Origin of the sequence: Variovorax endophyticus (assembly GCF_025376855.1) — a bacterium.
Lineage (GTDB): Bacteria > Pseudomonadota > Gammaproteobacteria > Burkholderiales > Burkholderiaceae_C > Variovorax.
Map to the genome: position 1 here is coordinate 1 of NZ_JAHUTH010000061.1, position 18,444 is coordinate 18,444.

Genomic DNA, 18,444 nt, shown 5'->3' on the forward strand with positions numbered 1-18,444 from the left:
GCCGATCATCGGGCGCAGTTCGGGCGTCAGCGCGAGACGCACTTCCTTGACCAGGTTCGCGGCCGTGACGCGGATGCGTGCGTCGCCGGGCTCGCCGGGCGGCAGCAGCCGGAATTCGGCGCTGCCGCCTTCCATGAAGACCTGGGTGCCGGGCTCGTCGGGGTTCAGGTCCTCGTCGAGCCAGCGGCCGCGGTCGGCCTCCAGCGTGAGCTGGGTGCGCGCGGTGACGGGCACGCCGGCGGCGTCCGTGAGCCGCACGGTGACGACGACGGGCGTGCGCAGGTCGGCCTGAGCCGATGCGGGCAGGTCGAGCTCGATCGCCGAGAGCCTGTCGGGCGCGACCACCGTGATTTCCTTGGCCGCGCCGCGCACGTTGCCGAAGCCGTCCATGGCCTCGAGCCGCAGCGTGTTGGCGCCGGGCTTGAGCGTCACGCCGATGTACTCCCAGGCCGCGAGCTGCTTCGAGGGCAGCTGCGACTTCTTGCCCACGCGGCGATCCTCCACCGCGGCGCCGTTGACGCTGAGGCGGAAGCCGCCCGCGTCGCTGCCCTTGACGCGCACGTTGATCGACTGGCCCAGCACCGTGTCGCGGTCCTTCAGGCCGATGAAGCCCAGCCTGTCGTCCTCGATCCCGGGCAGCAGTTCCTCGAGCGGGACCGGGCTCGGCGTGGCGGGGGGCAGCAAGGGGACCCGGCGCGGGTCGAGCAGGGCACCGCCGAGGCCGATCGGGTGCGCGGGGGGCACGGAAGGCGCGCCCGGGCCGGCGGGTGCGAACAGGCTGCCGGCCGGAAGCGGCGACGGCGCGCCGTTCAGCGGTGCATTGGCGCCGGTCTGCGCGCCCAGCGTGCCGCCCAGGCTGCCGCCGGTGCCGCCAATGAAGGTGCTGGCGTTGGCCGGGGGCGCGGGCAGCGCGATCAGCGGCGCGGTGGTGGATGGCGTCGCGCCCGTGCTGCCGCTGGCCAGCGCCTGGCCCGTGGCCGGCAGGCCGCGCACGTCGCCCACCTGCACCACCCTGCCCTCGGGATCCAGGCGCAGCCGCACCTGGGCCTCGGCCTCGGTGTCGGGCTTGGCCGCGATCGCCGCGCGTCGCGCGATCACCTCGGCCGTCACCGCCTTGTCCTCGCAGTGGGTCACGATGAAGTTGGCCTTGTGGAACTCGCCCTTCTTCAGGTCGAGGAAACGGCTCTCGGGCGCGCCCGCATTGCGGTTGTCGAGCACCTCGAGGCGCGCGCCCGGGGGCAGCGTGGTCTGGTCCAGGCGCAGCACGTGCGTCACCGGCTTCAGGCCGTAGAGGCTCCACTTGCCCTCGACGTCGGTCACGACATGCGTGCCGTCCTCCAGGTACAGCCGCACGCCCGGCACGCCGATCTCGTCGGCGCCCTGCTGCCTGCCGTCGCGCTTGCAGTCCATGTAGACCTTGCCGAAGGCGAAGGCGTCGTCGGCGAACACGCCGCCGGTGACGCGCACCGTCCAGCTCGCGAGGTTCGACTGGATCGGGCCCGAGTTGGCGCGCGCGCGGTTGATGGCGTCGCCATCGGTCGGCGCGCCGACGCCGATGCGCACGCGGTAGCGCACCATGGCCGACTGGTCGGGCGCGATGGTCAGCGCGGGGTACTGGAAGATCAGCCCCGGGCCGGCGCCGCCCGCGGGATTGGGCACGACCGCGCCATTGAGCCGCGTGCTGTTCGCCACGTACGCAAAGCCCGGCGGCAGCGAGTCGCTGAGCGTGAGGCCCGTGACCGGAAAGCCGGTCTTGTTGGTGACGGTGAGCGCGTAGTCGATGAAGTCGCCGAACTCGGCCTGGCGCTTGCTGGCATCCTTGCGCAGCACCAGGCCCAGCACGTTGCCCGGGTCGAGCGGGATGTGGTTGTGCAGGGCCTCGCAGACCGAGCCGTCGGGCTTCGCGCCGGCCTGCAGCTGGAGGTAGTGCGCGGTGGACTGGCCGTCCTGCGGCGCGGTGGGCTGGGGCACCACGGTGCCGCAACTGGCGAAGGCGCCGGCGGTCGCGGGAATGAGCAGCGACGGCGCGACGTAGCCGCTGGCCGCGGGCGGCGCGACCGACAGGCCGTAGGTGCACAGGCCGGCGACCGGCGGCGACACCAGGTAGAACTGGTAGCTGCCGTCGCCGCCCGTGGTCATCGACACGCTGCCGTTCGGGTTGAAGGTGTAGAGGCCGGAATCCCCGCCGTAGATCTGGTTCGGCGCGATCGGTCCCATCGTCCCGCTGGTGCACGACTGGCGCGTGAAGGTCACGACCGCGCCGGCCACCGGCTGGCGCGTGAGCGCGTTGTAGACCACGCCCTGGGGGTCGATCAGCAGCGCCTGCGCCGTGGCCGCGCTGGCGGCCACCACCGCCTGCGGCGTGACGTTGACGCTGTTCTGCGCGAAGGCCACGGCCCAGGCCTTGTTGGCCAGCGGGATGCGGTTGCCGACGGCGGACGGCTTCACGGTGATGCGCACCGTGAAGCTCAGCTGTTCGCTCTGGCCCGGCGCGAGCGCGCGGCTGCCGTCCGTCAGGCCCAGCGCCACCTCGGTGGGGATCCTGAACGGATCGGTGCTGTCGAGCACCTCGCGGTTGCAGGCGGCGCGGCCGGTGAAGGACGGCGCCACCGTCAGCTTGCCGCCCGCCACCTTCGGCGCGCCCACCAGTTCCCACGAGGCGATCTGCCCCGAGGGCCGGTCCATGTCGAAGGTGCAGTTGAGGTTGTCGATCAGGCGCACGTTGGGCGCGGCGATCGCGCCCGTGTTGGTGACCTTGAGCGTGTAGTCCAGGTCGTAGACGCCCGGCGACACGCTGCGCGCCATCGACGCCTGCTTGCTCAGCGCGAGGGCCGGAAGCTGGACCGACACCGGCGTGGGCGAGGCATTGTTGCCGGGATTGCCGTCGCCGTCCGGGTCCGGGTTGTCGCCGTCGACCGAGTCGTCGAAGGCCGCCGCCACGCCGCCGGCCGCCAGCGCGGCCGAGGCCCGCGCGCTGTTGAGCAGGGCGACGCCGCGTCCGGTGAAGTCGATGCGTGCCTCGAACTCGACCGCGACCTGCCCGCCCGGCGGCAGCACGGCGCCGTCGGCCAGCAGGTTCGGCGCGCCGGCCGTGCCCTTGAAGGCCGGGTTCGCGGCCGCCACCGTGCCACCCACGCTGCCGCCCGACAGCGATGCCATCGCGATCGAGCCGGGGACGATGGTGTACTGACGGGGACCCGGCACGGCGGCGGCCGTGTAGCCGCCGAACTGGGTGGGCGCCGCGCCTTCCATCAGATCGCTGGCCTGCACGCCGTAGAGCCACGCGCTGCCGTAGTTGCGCAGCGTGACGCGGAAGCGCACGTTCGCGCTGCCGTCGAGCTTGCCGTCGGCGCCGTAGTTCGGGCGCGGCACGGTGGCCGATTTCGCCACGCCGATGCGCGCCTGGCTGGTGCCGATCACCACCGTGTTCGAGGGCGCGGTGGTGTTGCCCGTGCCGTCGTCGTAGTGGCTCTGCGCCGTGTTGCGGATGTCGCCGCCCGGGTTGCCGCTCTGGTCCGCGTTCACCTTCACGGCGAACCGCACCGCGACCGAGCCGTTGCGCACCAGCGGCGTGGACAGGCCGATCGCGACCTCGATCGCCGCGGCGTCCTCGGCCGTGCGGTAGCTGAACGGCGGGTCGGCCGGCAGGCGATAGAGCTTGATGGCGTTGGCGGCGGCGGTCTGCAGCGTGCCCGGGAGGTACTGCGTGCCGGCGGGCACCGGATCGCGCACCAGCACCAGCGCCATCGGCGCGCCGTTCACGAGCAGCGGCGTGCCGGTCGGCGCCACCGTGTTCGAGGGCTGCGCTTCCTGCGCGCCGATGTTGGTGCCCGAGAGCGTGAAGTCGATGCGGGTCTGCCCCGGCACCACGAGGCCCGGATAGCTGGCCGACTTGACCAGCGCCAGCGCCGCCGCGCTGCCGACGGTGACGGTGTCGCGGTTGACGGTGCTCAGGCCCTGCAGCGCCGTGGTGGCCTTCAGGCCGACGCAGGCCAGGCCCGACTGCGCGGCGGGAACCGCGCCCTGCACCAGCAGCGCCGCGGTTTCGCCGGGCCTGAGCGCGAGCGCGCCAGCCGTGTCGAGCGCGACCACCGGATCGGCCGGGTCGACCACGCCGTTGTTGTTGTTGTCGCGCACCACGCGCAGCGCCGACAGGTCGAGCGTGTCGCTGGCGCAGCCGCCCGCGTTGTTGGCCAGCGCGATCGTGTAGCTCGACGCGACGTTGCCGGTGTTCGCCAGCAGGTGGCTCAGCGTGACGGTGCTGCCCGGCGGGCGGGTGAGCGACTGGTCTTGCGTGAGCACCAGCGCTTCCACCGGCAGCACGGTGGCGATGACTTCGTTGGAGGCGATGGATTCGGTCTGCGCGAGGCCACCGGGCACGTAGGAGGCCGTCGCGATGCTGCGGATGACGGTGCCGGCCGGCACGGGGGCCGCCTGCGCCTGCATCGTGCCGCCGAGCAGCAGCAACCAGCCTGCGGCGAGCGCGGCGGCGAGGCCGCGCCACGATCGCGGGCCGGAGCCCCTGGGCTTGGAAGTCGACTGCATGCGGCGGAACCTCTGGACATCACCCGTGAGGGAATCGATGGGAAAAATGGGACGAAGAGACCCCTTTCCGCTGCGCCCTCGGGTGAAGGCGCAGAAGAAAAGAAGGCACGTGGGAAGAACGGGCCGTGCGGGCCGGCCGGTGCGCGGTGGCACCGGCCGGCCGCCTGCTCAGGGCATCAGTTCGGGTCGGCGACCCTCACCTTGAAAGTCAGCGTGGCCGTGCCGCCCGGCGCGACCGTGTTGGTCGTGCTGCCGCACGCCACCGTGCTGGTGCTGGACGTGTAGTTGGCCGTCGTCGTGAAGGTCGTCGGCGTGATGCCGGTGGACTCGCACTGGACCGTGGGCTGCGTCGCCCCGGTCAGGGTGGTGTGGCCCGGGACCGCGTCGTTGATCGTCATGTTGGTCACCGGTGCGGCGCCCTCGTTGCTCGCGACCACGCGGTACACGATGCACTCGCCGGGCTTCGCGGTCAGCGGTGCCGTCGAGAACGTGAGACCGGTCGTGCTGGTGGCGGTGCAGGCCGAGTCCAGCGCCTGCATCTTGACCAGGCGAATCTGGCCCGTGATGACGGTGCTGATGTCGGTCGCCGAGGGCGAGCCGCAGGCCGCGACGCTGGGGAAGGTCACGACCACGTTCGCCGTGTCGGTGGCACCGGCGGTGGCGCCGCCGGGCGCGAACACCTTGACGAACAGCTTCTGCGTCTGTCCCGAGGTCAGCGCGCTCGCGGGCGTCACGATGCCCGTGGCCGGCACCACCATGTCACCGGCGCTGAGCTGCCCGTCGTTGTCGGTGTCGACATAGACCGAGACGCTCCAGCCGGCCGAGACGTCCGCCGCCGGCAGAGTCGCCACGACCTTGTAGGTCGAGCCGCAGCTCTGCGCGCCGGTGATGCTCAGCGTGTGCGGATACACCACCGAGCCGCCGGGCGCGACCTGGCCGTTGTTGTTCGGCGTCAGCGTGGCGCCGAAGGTGTTGGCCGTGGTCACGGTCACCGCGTCGAGCTTCGTGTCGGTGGCCACGACGCCCGTGGAGGTCGTGATCGTCGACTTCACCTGGAAGTAGATCGGCTGGCCGGTGACCGGTGCCTGCGAGGCGGGCGGGGTCACGCAGGCGCCGATGGCGGCTTGCGTGTTCTTCACCACGCTCACCGTGGTGATCGCGGTGTCCGCGCAGCTACCGGTCGCGCTGTTCACGAACTTGACCGTCCAGCCTGCCGGCAGGGTGCCCGGGAAGCTGTTGGCCTGGCTCGCGGCAAGGCTGTAGGTGTTGTCCACGCTGTCGTTGTTCTGGACGTAGAGCGGGAACACCACGCCGGTGCCGGCCGGGGTCGACGAAGTCGTCGTCGGCTGCACGCTCGGGCCCGTGCCGATGTCGCCCTTGTTCGGATCGTTCGAGCCGGCCGTGGTGTTGGTCAGGTCGACCAGCACGGTCACGATCTTGGTCAGGATGTCGCCCGTGGTGTCCGACTTGGTGGCGTCGCCGACCGAGGTGCCCTTCACGATCGCGGTGTAGGGCGCCGCGGGTGTCGCCGGCACCGTCGACAGCGACGGCAGGGTGACCACCGCGACGACCTGGACGCTGCCGCCCGGAGCGATCGGACCCGTGTCCTTGATGGTGTCGCCGTTGGTGTCGCCCAGCGGCGTGACGCCGTCGGCCGCGTAGTAGCTGACGGTCGAGCCGGCCGGGAAGCCGCTCAGGTCCGTCGACAGGTTCACGGTGTCGGTCGCGTTACCGGTGTTGAACACCAGTTGCGGGAACTTCACCATGGTGCCGCTGACCGCGGTGGCCACCGTCGTGTTGTCGGCGGTGCCGCTGTTCGGCGTGCCGGCGGTGGTGTCCTTCGCCGTCGTGGTGGTGCCCGTCGTGGAACCCAGCACGACGCTGTAGGTGCCGGTGACGTTGAAGCTCGAGTTGTTGGTCGAGGTCGGCGTGGTGCCCGGCACCGTGGAGGTCGCCGTCGGCGCATCGACCGGGCTGTACTTGGCCGTGTTGGTCGTCGTCGAGGTGCCGATGGCCGCGGTGTTGTTGATCAACACCACGAAGCTCACGGTCTGCGTCGCGTTCTGCGGCAGCGAGTTCACCACGAAGGTCAGGGCCTTGTTGGCACTGTCGAACGCGTAGTCGATGCCGGTCGGGTCGTTGCCCGCGCCCGATGCATCGCCCAGCGCGGTACCTGGTGCGTTGCTCCAGACCGCCGAGCCCTGCACGTAGGTGAAGCCGCTCGGCAGCGTGTCCGTCATGACGAACTTGCCGGCCGCGCCACCCGTGTTGTTGAAGGTCAGCGTGTAGGTCGTGTAGTAGCAGCCAGCGCCAGCCGTCGCCACGCCGCTGGCGGTGGTCGGGCAGCTCGCCGAGCTGGAACGCGGACCGCTGACCGAGGCGGCGGGCCATGCGGCGCCACCGACCCAGCTCACTGCCGGAACGCTCAGGCTCTTGGAGCCGTTGAATGCCGCGGAGGTCGTGAGGTTCACGTTGTCGGCGTCGGCCGCGACCTGGTTGGTGCTCGCGTAGAGCGAGGCCAGGGCCGGGCTGGGCTTCGCGGTGATCTTGGTGGCCACCGGCGACGTGAAGTTGGTGGTGGTGGCCGTGCCCGGGATCGTGTAGGCGACCACGAACGGGAAGCTGGCGCCGCCCGCGACCGTCAGGCCGGAAACGTCGCAGGTGTTCGCGGGCGTGACCGAGCACAGGGAGGTCGTGCTGTCGGGCTGGCCGTCACCGTTGGCGTCGGCGTACACCGCGACCGTGGCGAAGCCGTTCGGGCTCGCGGGCGCGGCAACGCTCAGGCTGAAGGTGTCGGCGCCGTTGCCGGTGTTGGTCAGCACGTGCGGCGCGTAGACGGTCGTGCCCGCCGCGCCGGTCTTGGCGTTGACGACGGTGAGCGTGCCGCCGGTGAGGGTCGGATCGGTGGTGTTGCCGTCGAGGGCGAACGATCCCACCTGTGCCACGGTCGTCAGAACCTGGTTCGAGGTCGCGAGCTGTGTCGCGCCGGTCGGGTCCACGTAGGAGGCCGTGGCCTGGTTGCCGATGGTGGAATTGGCGGGGGGCGCCGCGGCCAGTGCGCCGGAACTTCCGAACAGGAAGCTCACGGTCAAGGCTGCCGCGCCCGCCCAGAACGCGCGCGGCACACGGCCGTTGCGACGGGCTGACAAGGTGGGAATCACTTGGTTTCTCCTCAGGGGTGTGGTCAAGAAAAAGGACAAAGGAATCCCCCGCCCGGCAAATTCCGGGACGAAAAACGATCAGGGGATGGACTGGGGGTATCGGGCGGAGGTCGGCGCGCCTGTCAGCGGGCCTTCACCTCCGGCGTGCTCTTGGCCGCGGCCACGGGTTGCGAGGGCGGCGCGGTCTCCTCGACCTTGGCGCGCACGCTCACCGCGGTGACGCCGTTGGCGGGCAGTTGCCCCAGCGTCCAGCGCAGCGACCGGTACTCGTTGTAGGGCACGGCTTCGCTCTTGCCGTTCACGACGCGCGAGAGCGGCTCGGCGGCGAACTGGCCGTCCTTGGCGGCGGCCTTGACCAGCGTCGCCCCGGGTTTCGCCGACTTCGGCAGGTATTCCAGTCCATCGGGAATGGGCAGATTTGCGACCAGGCCGGTGACGGCCTTGCCTGTGTTGTTGGTGTAGGTGGCACGGTACTCGAGCACGTCGCCCGGCTTGACCGAGTCGGCCGCGACCAGTTGCTCCTTGCCCTGCGCGTCACGCACGACCTTCGATTGGACGAGCACGACCTCCACGGCCTTCTTCTGCGCGGGCAAGACCGTTGGCGCGGCGGCCGGCGCGGTCTGCGCGACGGCGATGCCGGCCGTGCCGAACAGCGCCAGCACCGTGACGCACGCGCCGAGGCGCAGGGTGCCGCGCATCGGGCGCAGCGGGTTTCGAATGGATTTCAGACAGGGCATGAAGGACTCCGGACAAGGTGGAAACTGCACGTCCCCTCGGGAGGGACGAAGGACAAAACGGCTCGCGCAACACATGCGTTCTCGGCGATCGAAGCTCTTGTGGTTCGGTTTCTTGCACGCACCTTCCTCCGCCCTTTGTTCGCCTGCGAGACAGCACCCGGATCGGTCGCGCCGCGAACGGCTCGATCGACCTCTGTTTCCAATTCGGATCGAGGTGTCGATTGGTTACGAGGGCGAGAACTTGTTTCGTGAACTTGTTCACAAACTTCGAGCCAACCCGCGCATTCGTGCGCGCGCCGCCGCCCCGGTTGCCTGTTCACCCCATCCATCTGCCATCGCATGCGCATGTCGTGTCCTCGGAGAGTTGTCGATGGGGCGCGCCCCATGCGGCCCCGTCAGCGATCCACGCGTCCCGTTCGTCGGATGTCGGAACGATTGCCCTCGGCCTGCAATCCGACGTGCCGGACTTTAGCGATCAATTGCCGATAGTCGATGACATGAATCCGTGCTTCGCCATCTATTTCAATGATCTTGTTCACGGATTTTCATACGAACTACTACGCAATGTGGATTCGATGTTGCCTTTAGACGTCGGGCTAATTAAATCCAATTTATTTCCAATTGAATTGGATTGAATACTCGATGAAACAGGGTGGTGAATGCATGTCTATCGAATGGAAAGACGCCTCGTCGACGTCCGTTTCGAGGGTCGTTCCGACCGCTTTCGCGCATTTCGGCGCGAGAAGCTCCGAGGCGAAAACGCCAACCAGTTCACGGCTGGCAGAGCAGTTTTGTTAACAAGTGAATACATCGCGCAGCGGCGGGATCGGGCGCTTCGCCGGGTTGCTTCTTGCCCCGAGCGGGCAAGGCGCGCGCCGGCCTGGCGCCATGTGCCGCATGGGACCCAGGGAAGCGCGGGCACCTGAGAAATGAGAACTAAGTCTCGAAAAAAACGCACGACCTCGTAACCAAAGACAACTTTGATTCGAATAAGTAGGCAGGTCGATCAAGCAAACCGCGGATGAATCGACAGGTTTCGATCCATCAGTGGAGGAGCGATCAGCTTGCGCATGTTCGAGCATCAGATGTCTTTCCGATTCGATTCGGATTCGTTGTTTCGAATCGAACCGGAAACCGGTGAAGTCGCGTCGCGATGCAATGACGATGCGCACGATTCATCGATGTCGATGACGGCCGATGGCATTGGACGGATTCATTGCACGCCATCTCCATGGCAAGGCAATGGACGTCGCGGCCGTTCGTCTCCCCGCACGGAACCACTCGCGGAGAAGCCTGCGCGCTCTCCATTTCTTTATCTCGAGAAGAGCCTTCGACAGACAAGAACCCCTCAAGGTCGGCTCATCGAAACAATGACCTCGCCGTCGAGCGAGGCACAGGGACATGTTCGTTTTCAAACCTCTGGCGGCGATCGCCTGCGCCGTGCTGTGCGCGCTGTCGTCGCCCGCATCGGGCGCGCTCGACGACATCGGCCACGCGCCGCCCAGCGTGCATCGGCTCCGGTTCATCGTCGATCCGGCCTTGCTGCGGGACATGGATGGCGCCGAGGCCGCGCGGCGGCTCGCCACGTACGTGGCCGACATCAACGCGGTGTTCTCGCGCGAGACGGTGCGCCGCTTCGCCTTCGACCCCGACACCGACCTGCGGGTGATGGCGCCTGCCTCGGCGCCCGAATGCGGACTCGGCAACCTGGTCGATGACGAGATCTCGCTGTGCGTTTCGAAATCGCTTCGCGGCTACAGCCATGGTGGGCTCTCCATGAGCTGGACCTATCCGCAGAAGGGCGTGGTGTGGAACCTGAACTGGCTCGCGATCCACGACCCGCAGCGGCTGTCGCGCGCGATCACCTCCGATGCACCGGAGTCGACCGAGAAGGACTACCTGGGCCGGCAGCTCAAGACGCTGCTGCACGAGCTGGAGCACGCCTTCGGCGCGGGCTCCGGGGAGTACTACAACGCGAGCCTGGTGCGCGACACCACGGGCGTGGCGCCCAGGACGGATCTCGATCTCGCGGATCCGAAGGACCGCTACTGGTGGCCGCGGCAGCACTGGCGCTTCGATCCGCTGCTGGGCAGCGCGTTCGAGGAGGCCGACGATCCGCAGGCCAGCCGCGCCGCGACCCTCGCGCGCACGCGCTTCACCGCGGGCACGAAGGCCATGATCGACACCGACTGGCGCCAATGGCCGCGCTGGGCCCAGGCGAGCTACATGCCCCAGACCGCGGGCACGTGGGTCGCGGTCATGGACCGGGAGACCGGCGAGCCGCTGGCGCGGGCACAGGTCGCGGTCTGGCGCGACCCCGGTGCGCGCAAGCCGCTGGAGCTGCTCGCGAGCGGCACGACGGATCGCCACGGGCGTTTCGTCTTCGATTGGCATTGCGGCTTCAGCTGCTTCGCGGTGGGCAAGACCAACCTGCTGGTGAAGGCGCAGGCCGAGGGGCGCGCGCCGGGCGCCACCTGGTTCACCATCTTCGATGCCTTCGAGCAGAAGGCGGTGCAGGGCCGCTCGGACTTCACCATCGAACTGCCGCTGGGCGCGCCCGATGCCGCGCCGCCACGGGTCTCGCTGGCCGCGCCGGCGATGGCGGTGGTCGGGGAGCCGACGACGATCGCGCCGGTGGCCGTCGACGACTTCGGCATCGCGGGCATCAAGGTGATGGCGGCCGGCGGCAGCCTGCCGATCTGCAGCTTCACGGCCGCGCCCTTTGCCTGCAGCTGGACACCGCTGCGCCCGGGCATGCAGACGATCGAGGTGCTGGCGATCGACACCGCCGGCAACACGGCGAGCGCATCGGCCCATGTCATCGTGCAGCCGGCCCGGGAGCGCGTCGCGGCGTCGCGGTGACGCGCACGCATCATGTTCGCGGCCCCGTGGACGCGGGCACCGCCGTGGGTATCCCATGTCCCGTCCGATGATCCGCATGGCCAGGGACGGCGATACCTCGAGCGAAGGCCCGGTCCGGGAAAGCGCCAGGCTTGCCGGCTCGTCGTCGAGGCGGGAGCCGGTATCGGACGTCGAGGCGCAGGCTTTGCCGCATGGGGAGCCCGAGCGGCAGGACGTGGCGCGCCGCATCGCCGTGCTGGCGGCCTCCGATCCCGATCGGGATTTCATCGTCGGCACGCTGCGCGCGACCGATCACCTCCTCGTGGAGTTCTCGCGGCTCAAGGATCTCGCGCAGGCACTGTTCACCGGAGAGAAGTTCGACCTGCTGCTGCTGTCCCTCGAAGGCGATCCCGACGCGGTCCTGTCGGGCCTGAAATTCATTCGCCGGCTGGTCGGCGATGCCGCGGCCCTGCTGCTGCTCGTGCAGCCCGAGCAACTGCTCGCGAACAAGCACCTCGCATCGAGAATGTTCAGCGACCTGCTGGTGATGCCTTGCGAGGACAACGAACTGCTGGTGCGCGTGGCGCGCGCCATCGCGCTCAGCGAGGAGGGGCAGGAGGTCTTCGTCTTCGGCCGCTATGCGTTCGATCCGGTGGGCCGCACCATCAGTGCCGACGGTCAGCGCGTGCGCCTGCAGCCCAGGCAGTTCCAGCTCGCGCTGTACCTGTTCCGGCACGCGAACCGGGCCCACTCGCGCGAGGAGATCACCGCGGCGGTCTGGGGCAAGCGGCATCCGCCCGAGGAGAGCCGGACGATCGACGTGCACATGACCCGCCTGCGCAAGACGCTGATGGCCATGTCCTCGGGCGATGTCTCGCTGATCTCGATCCGCAGCTTCGGCTATCGGCTCTATCTCGACACCCGGCAGAACGGCAAGCCGGCGCCGCAGCCGGTACCCGTCGATCGCGGCGCCGGCAAGACCCAGACCCCACCGCCGGTGCAACTGGCGGGCGGCCGCCGCGGCATCCCGTAAAGCGGCGCGGCGAACGCGTCAGCGACGCGCCGCGCCCGGATCGCGTCGGAAAAAAAGGCCCGCAACGCGGGCCCAAATGCAGCATACCGTCACAGGGAGGAATGAACGGCTGTCGATTGCTGCATTCCCCCAGTCTATTCCGTCGACCGCACCCTTCGATGCGGATTCGCGACGGATGCCGGTTTTGTTAATTACATATTAATTTATCGACGAAGAATGCCGTCATTGTTAATTGTTCGGCCTTCGAATCGGGCGAAATTTAATCGAAACGCACGATCTCCTTGATCTTCTCCCGCGTCTCGGTGTCAATTAAATTTCATCCGGATACACGATGAGGGGTTAACATTTGCGACCTCCACTCAACGCAATCGAATTCGAAAGTACGCAAGAAACGACCAGGCGCCGGTGGCGCTTGTTTACTCTGTCAACAAGCGGAAACCACCCTGCCCATGCGAGCGAGCGATGTCGAACCCGTGCTGCACGGACTGTTCCTTCGGGGACTGGAGGGAGACGCGGAGGCCTATCAGGAATTCCTGCGAAGAATCTCGGCATATCTTCGGGCATTTATCGGACGGCGCCTGGTCTATTGGAGCGACGACATCGAGGACCTGGTGCAGGAATGCTTGCTTGCAACGCATCTGCAGCGGCATACTTTTCAGACCGGCCAGCCGGTGACATCGTGGATCGGCGCAATTGCGCGCTACAAGCTGATCGATCTGCTGCGCGCCAAATCGGCACGGGAAATGCGCAATGTGTCGTTCGACGAACTGGAAATCTTCGCTGAATCGCAGGAAGCGCCGCACGAGGCACGCAGGGATGTCGCGCTGCTGCTCGACACGCTGCCGGACCGGCATCGGCTGCCGCTCGTGATGGTCAAGCTCGAAGGCCTGTCGATCGCCGAGGCCGCGCGGCACAGCGGCATGTCCGAGTCGGCCGTCAAGATCGGCGTGCATCGCGGGCTGAAGGCGCTGATTGCAAAAGTGAAAGGAGCCAGGCGTGAGAACCGATGACTTCGTTGCGCTGCTCGCCAATCGCGTCGCGCTGGTGCGTCCGCACGCCACGTCGCGCAGGCTCGCGACCGCCCTGCTCCTGGGCCTGTCGTGTTCGATGCTCCTGGTGGCCGCGGTCCCGCCCATCGAGAGCGCGCGGGCAACGCGGATGGCCTGGCCCGATTCCTGGGTGCGATTCGCGCTCGTCTGCATGTTGGGCGCGGCCGGCTACCGGGTCGTGCATCGCCTCGCGCGGCCCGGCGCGAGGGTCGGCCTCGCCTGGTGGAGCCTCGTGTTGCCGGGCGCGGCGCTCGGATTCGCGGCCCTCGGCGGCTGGATGCACGCGGCGTCGGACGGCATCCGGCTGTGGCCGGCGTTCGTGGACGATTGGCAGCTCTGCGCGCTGGGCCTGCTGCTGGCGTCGCTGCCCGTGCTGGCGGCCGAGTTGCTGGCGCTGCGCGGCCTGGCGCCCACGCGCCCGGCCATGAGCGGCGCCGTCGCGGGCATCCTGGCGGGCGCGCTGGGGATCGCCGCCCATGGGCTGGGCTGTCCGGAACTGGTGCCGGCCGTCGTGGCGGCCTGGGATGTCGTCTGCATCCTCGTGTCGATGGGACTGGGGATGCTGCTCGGCGCATGGCTGCTGCGCTGGTAGATCGCAACGCCCTGCCCTGCAACGGACCGTGACCGCCATGGACACCGCGCCGGCTGCCGAGGCCCATTGCCGCATCGCCATACTCGACGGCTCGGACCCCGAACGCCAGTTCGTGTCCTGCGCCATCCGCCCGCTGGGCCATGCCACGGTGGAGTTCTCGCGCATGAAGGAGCTCGCGAAGGCACTCACCGCGGGCGAGCGATTCGACCTGATGCTGGCATGCCTGGATGGCGGCAGCGATGCGGTCTCGTCGACCGCCAGGTTCCTGCGGCACCTCTGCGGCGAAGGCGCCGCCTTGATCCTGCTGCTGCGCCCGGAGCAACTGCTCGAGCACGGGACCATCGCGGCCGATGTCGCCACGGACTTCACGCTGATGCCCTGCGAGGACTGCGAGCTGGTCGCGCGCGTGCTGCGGATCGTCGGTGTGCCGGACGCGAAGGGCGAGGCTCGGGCGCCCGTCGCCCCGACGGCGTTGCGCTTCGGGCGCTACATGTTCCAGCCCCAAGGCCGCACGCTCCACGTCGACGCGATGCGCCTGCAGCTCCAGCCGCGGCAGTTCGACCTCGCGCTGTTCCTGTTTCGCCATGCCAACCAGACCTGCTCGCGCGCGCAGATCGTCCGCTCGGTCTGGGGCCGGGACCAGCCGCTGGCGCAATCGCGCACGGTCGACGTGCACGTCACCCGGCTGCGCAAGTTGCTGGCGACCGTTTCGGCGGGCGATGTGTCGCTCCTCGCCATCCGTGGCTTCGGCTATCACCTGCTGATGGAAGCAGCGGCCTGAGCCGCCGATCCGCGCCGTCCACGGCGCTTCCAGAACTTTTTTGCGAACAAGTTCACGGAATACCAAAGGCCTCGCGTAACCCTGCCCGCCCCCCACACGAATAAGTAGACGGGACGGCAGGCGGTCACGTGCCAAGCGGCGCGATCGGCGATGCCGGCCCGAACTGGCAACGGCACGGACTTCCGCCGCCTTCGTCGGAAAACGGAAGCCGCGTCTTGACAGGGAGGAAACGCAGATGCAGCCACTGCCGGGAATGGATGCCCTCGCCAGGAGGGTCATGGGTATCTGCGTCGACGATTTCCGACTCAAACCCTGCGAGACCTTGTCCGTCTCGGCGCTGTGCCAGGTCGGCGTTCGATCGGGCATGGCCGAGCAGAACCTGATGAGCGGCATCGGAAAGGCCGTCATGCAGGGATGGCTGGAGGTCGTCGGGCGGGACAGTCTCCTCCGAGTCACGGCCGCGGGTTATTTCGCCACCCGATGAAGACGCGCGAAAAAACATCTTTGAGAAAAGCGCCCCGACATGAGAGCAACCCGAGTCCTCCTCTTCTCCTCGAGCCTGGAGCTGGTGCCGTTCTTCCTGCAGGCGTGCAACGAACTGATCGACCGCTGCATCAGCTGCCAGTTCTCCACCAGCCTCGAGGACTTGCACAAGCTCTCCGAGCCGCAGAGCGACTGCATCTACGTCATCGACTCGACCGGGGCCACGCTCGATCAGATCTTCGACCTGGCGGCCGCGATGCACAGGCTGAATGCGCGCGCGGCGCTGTTCCTGAATCGCCCCGAGGCCGGCTTGCTGCCGCCCGGGCTGATCTCGCAGCGCTTCCTCATGATGCCGCCGCAGACCACGGTGCAGGACATCGTCGACTTCATTTTCAATCTCGACGTTCCGTGGGTCTCGGATTTCGGTGTGCACGATCGCCTCGCCCGCAGGCGCGGTGCGGGTTTCGAGTTGCAGGCCGAGGGGGAATTGCTGCCATTGCCGGACTCGGGCCTGGCCGGCCTGAACGGGCAGCCGGTCGAACTTCGATGAATGGCATTGCCGCGGTGATCTCCGCGCAGGCAAGGGGCTGCGCGATCTGAAGGCGCGGCGGTCCCGATCGCGCGGACGGTGCGATCCGACCGGGCGTGCTCGAGGCCGATCGGCCTCCCCGAACAAATCGATGAATCATGAAAACCACGGCTTCCATAGGAAGATGGCTGGCGCTGTTCGTTGCGGCGTTCATCCTGCTTTCCAACGGCGCGCAGGCGCAGACAACGTACAACTGGGCCAAGCTCAGCGGCACCGGCACGGGCATCGTCAACGACGGCGCCACCCAGAAGCTCAACTGGTCGTGGAGTCCCGGCGGCGCCTCCATCAGCGGCACGGTGAACATCACGAGGTCGGGAGCCGGCCAGCACTACGTCTATTCGGAATCGCAGTACGCCACGATCACCGGGTCGGGCTTCTATGCGCCTGAATACGACGGCAGCACCGTTGCCGTCAACTACGGTGGTGTCAACGGGATCTACCAATTCGGGTCCGAAGGGCAGTACCACCGCGCACCGACGGATGTCAGCGACTCGAACCCGTCGACGGTGACGGTCGATTTTTCTTTCGCGACCGGACAGTCCTCTCCGCAGAACACGATCATCTCGCTGTTCGACCCGGGCTCCGGCGCCAACAGCGGCAGCTTTTCCTACTCGGTCACTGCCTATCTGAAGGGCAGCAGGATCGACACCAGCACATGGACGCTGCAGGTCGTCGATCCCTATTCGCCGTCTTCCGTCAACACGGGCGCCTACAGCTGGAGCGCCGCCACCGCGACGATGACGCAGACCCAGTTTCCGATCGGCAGCGGCGGCAATTTCCCGGACACCCTGGCGTTCATCAATACGCAGAACTCGGTGTTCGACAGGCTGGTGCTTACCGCCAGCACGGTGGCCGTCGACAACGTGGCCATCGGGTTCGGCGCCGCGACGGCGCCGACGCTGCCCGTGACGCTGGGCAAGTCGTGGGTGAATGGCGCGACCTCCGACAAGGTCTCCCTCACCCTCTCGGGTGCGGGCATCCAGAACGCAACGGCCGGTTCGTCCACGGCGCCTTCGACGACGACACAGGCCACCGCCGCCGGCCTTGCGGGCAAGGCCGTCACGATCACCGAGGCCTTCTCGACCGGATCGGCCGCGGGCTACAGCACCGCGTGGAAGTGCACCAAGGACAGCGACAGCACCTCGGTCGCCACCGGCAGCGGCGTGACGGGCAACTTCACGATGCCGACGAATTCCGGGGTGACCTGCGCATTCACCAACACCCGCTATCCGAGCATCAGGCTGAGCAAGGCGCTTGGCGGTGCCCGTTTCGCGGCCAACGACAATTTCTCGGTGGCGATCCGAACGGGCGGTGCGAGCGGCACGGTCGTGAGCGCGACGACGGCGGCCACGACGACGGGCAGCGGTGCGACGGTCGATGCCGGCACGGGCACCACCGGCGACTATGTCGCCGCGTCCGGCACGACCTATACCTTGACCGAAGCGGGCACCACCGGGACCAGCCTCGCGAACTACACGGCTAGCTTGAGCTGTACCGATGCCTCGGGGCTCACGGCCGCCGCCGACCTGCCCGCGAACGAGGCTTTCGATCCCGCGGTGGGACGCGACATCAAGCCGGCCGATGGCGCCCAGCTCCAGTGCGTCGTCACCAACACGCCCAAGGCGCCGATCAGCCTGCAGAAGGCATTGGGCGGCTCGGGCCGCATCGCGGCCAGCGACCAGTTCGCGCTCTCGGCGACGGGCAACGGCGCACCCGCGGCCGTGAGTACCTCGGGCAGCGGAACGGCCGTGACATCGGGCGCCCTGGCCTTCAACAGCGTGGCGGGAAGCACCTACACCCTGGACGAGGCGATGAGCACGGGCAGCACCTCCACGCTGTCTCAGTACGACCAGAAGCTGAGCTGCACGAACACCGGTCCCACGGACGTCAGCGGCTACACGACGCTGCCCAGCACCCTGACGCCGGCGGTCGGCGACAACATCAGCTGCGTGGTCACGAACACGCCGAAGTCGACGGACGGCGGCTCGGGCGGCAATCCGCCGAGCCTGATCTGCAACGGCGATCCGGTCATCGCGGGCTCCGACTTCACCAACGCCGCCTGGAGCAAGACGGGAGACTGGTCCTCGATCAGCGCGGGCGCGGTCGTGATGACCGACGACAACGGCGTGGCCCGGCTGATCCAGGCCATCAACGGCGTGACGCCGGGCGCGCTGGTGACTTTCACATGGCGCTTTCGCAACGGCATCGTCAGCAGCGGCGCCGCCGGGAACTCGGTCACCGTCAATCTCCGCTACAACGGCGTCGAGTACTGGAGAGGCTCGACGTCGCAGGGGGCCGGCAGCGCGCCCGCGTCGGCCGCGCAGGGCGGCGCAACCTGCGTCAGCGGCTGCTCGGCATTGGCGGCGGACACGGATCGCGTCGTGCAGATCCGCTTGCCGACCAGCGTGCCGATCACCGGGACGCTGCAGCTCGGCGCATCGAGCGGCGGCGGCACATCGGACGACCCCCAGTTCAAGGGGCCGGTCAGCGTCATCAACACGGGCGTGTGCCTGGTCAAGAAGAGCGTCGGCGGCACGGGTGCCTTCAACTTCGCCACCACCGGGGTGGACACCACGATGGGTGGCGGCGGCACCACCGCCAGCATCACCACCACCGCCGTCAACACCTCGGTC

The 18,444-nt window shown here is 68.3% G+C and carries 11 protein-coding genes and 1 pseudogene; 8 read left to right on the forward strand and 4 right to left on the reverse strand.

The annotated features are described in order from the left end of the window. From KV106_RS39635 to KV106_RS39650, 4 genes and pseudogenes are all read right to left on the reverse strand, one after another. Positions 1-4,545: pseudogene (locus tag KV106_RS39635) on the reverse strand (hypothetical protein); the annotation flags it as partial. 176 nt (positions 4,546-4,721) lie between these two features. Then, a complete protein-coding gene (locus tag KV106_RS39640; RefSeq protein WP_261217956.1) occupies positions 4,722-7,631 on the reverse strand; it encodes a beta strand repeat-containing protein in 2,910 nt (969 codons plus the stop codon). A 197-nt stretch (positions 7,632-7,828) separates the two neighbouring features. Continuing rightward, positions 7,829-8,443, reverse strand: a complete 615-nt coding sequence (locus KV106_RS39645) for a hypothetical protein (protein WP_261217960.1) — start codon at positions 8,441-8,443, stop codon at positions 7,829-7,831. A gap of 395 nt (positions 8,444-8,838) precedes the next feature. Continuing rightward, a complete protein-coding gene (locus tag KV106_RS39650; RefSeq protein WP_261217963.1) occupies positions 8,839-8,982 on the reverse strand; it encodes a hypothetical protein in 144 nt (47 codons plus the stop codon). 862 nt (positions 8,983-9,844) lie between these two features. Between KV106_RS39650 and KV106_RS39655 the strand changes: the two genes are divergently transcribed. The 8 genes from KV106_RS39655 to KV106_RS39690 form a co-directional block, all read left to right on the forward strand. Further along, complete coding sequence (locus tag KV106_RS39655; protein ID WP_261217981.1) at positions 9,845-11,305, forward strand: Ig-like domain-containing protein; 1,461 nt, start codon at positions 9,845-9,847, stop codon at positions 11,303-11,305. Between the two features lie 67 nt (positions 11,306-11,372). After that, positions 11,373-12,317 carry a winged helix-turn-helix transcriptional regulator gene (locus KV106_RS39660; protein WP_261217983.1) on the forward strand — a complete coding sequence of 315 codons (945 nt, stop codon included), beginning with the start codon at positions 11,373-11,375 and terminating at the stop codon, positions 12,315-12,317. Positions 12,318-12,766: 449 nt separating this feature from the next. Beyond that, positions 12,767-13,327 (forward strand): sigma-70 family RNA polymerase sigma factor, encoded by a 561-nt coding sequence (locus tag KV106_RS39665; RefSeq protein WP_261217986.1) that lies wholly within the window; start codon positions 12,767-12,769, stop codon positions 13,325-13,327. Further along, entirely contained in the window at positions 13,314-13,958 is a 645-nt protein-coding gene (locus tag KV106_RS39670) for a DUF1109 domain-containing protein (RefSeq protein ID WP_261217988.1), read from the forward strand. Before KV106_RS39665 ends, KV106_RS39670 begins: the two co-directional genes overlap by 14 nt. Before the next feature lie 37 nt (positions 13,959-13,995). Beyond that, positions 13,996-14,739 carry a winged helix-turn-helix transcriptional regulator gene (locus KV106_RS39675; RefSeq protein WP_261217990.1) on the forward strand — a complete coding sequence of 248 codons (744 nt, stop codon included), beginning with the start codon at positions 13,996-13,998 and terminating at the stop codon, positions 14,737-14,739. Between the two features lie 235 nt (positions 14,740-14,974). Beyond that, positions 14,975-15,223, forward strand: coding sequence for a hypothetical protein (locus KV106_RS39680; protein WP_261217992.1), 249 nt, complete (start codon positions 14,975-14,977; stop codon positions 15,221-15,223). Between the two features lie 39 nt (positions 15,224-15,262). Beyond that, a complete protein-coding gene (locus KV106_RS39685) occupies positions 15,263-15,772 on the forward strand; it encodes a hypothetical protein (protein WP_261217994.1) in 510 nt (169 codons plus the stop codon). Between the two features lie 137 nt (positions 15,773-15,909). Next, on the forward strand, positions 15,910-18,444 hold a 2,535-nt coding region (locus KV106_RS39690), incomplete at its 3' end, for a beta strand repeat-containing protein (RefSeq protein WP_261218000.1).

Coding starts and splice junctions, on each gene's coding strand:
- KV106_RS39665 (WP_261217986.1), top strand. CDS start 12,767: ATGCGAGCGAGCGATGTCGAACCCGTGCTGCACGGACTGTTCCTTCGG.
- KV106_RS39675 (WP_261217990.1), top strand. CDS start 13,996: ATGGACACCGCGCCGGCTGCCGAGGCCCATTGCCGCATCGCCATACTC.
- KV106_RS39655 (WP_261217981.1), top strand. CDS start 9,845: ATGTTCGTTTTCAAACCTCTGGCGGCGATCGCCTGCGCCGTGCTGTGC.
- KV106_RS39685 (WP_261217994.1), top strand. CDS start 15,263: ATGAGAGCAACCCGAGTCCTCCTCTTCTCCTCGAGCCTGGAGCTGGTG.
- KV106_RS39680 (WP_261217992.1), top strand. CDS start 14,975: ATGCAGCCACTGCCGGGAATGGATGCCCTCGCCAGGAGGGTCATGGGT.
- KV106_RS39645 (WP_261217960.1), bottom strand. CDS start 8,443: ATGCCCTGTCTGAAATCCATTCGAAACCCGCTGCGCCCGATGCGCGGC.
- KV106_RS39660 (WP_261217983.1), top strand. CDS start 11,373: ATGATCCGCATGGCCAGGGACGGCGATACCTCGAGCGAAGGCCCGGTC.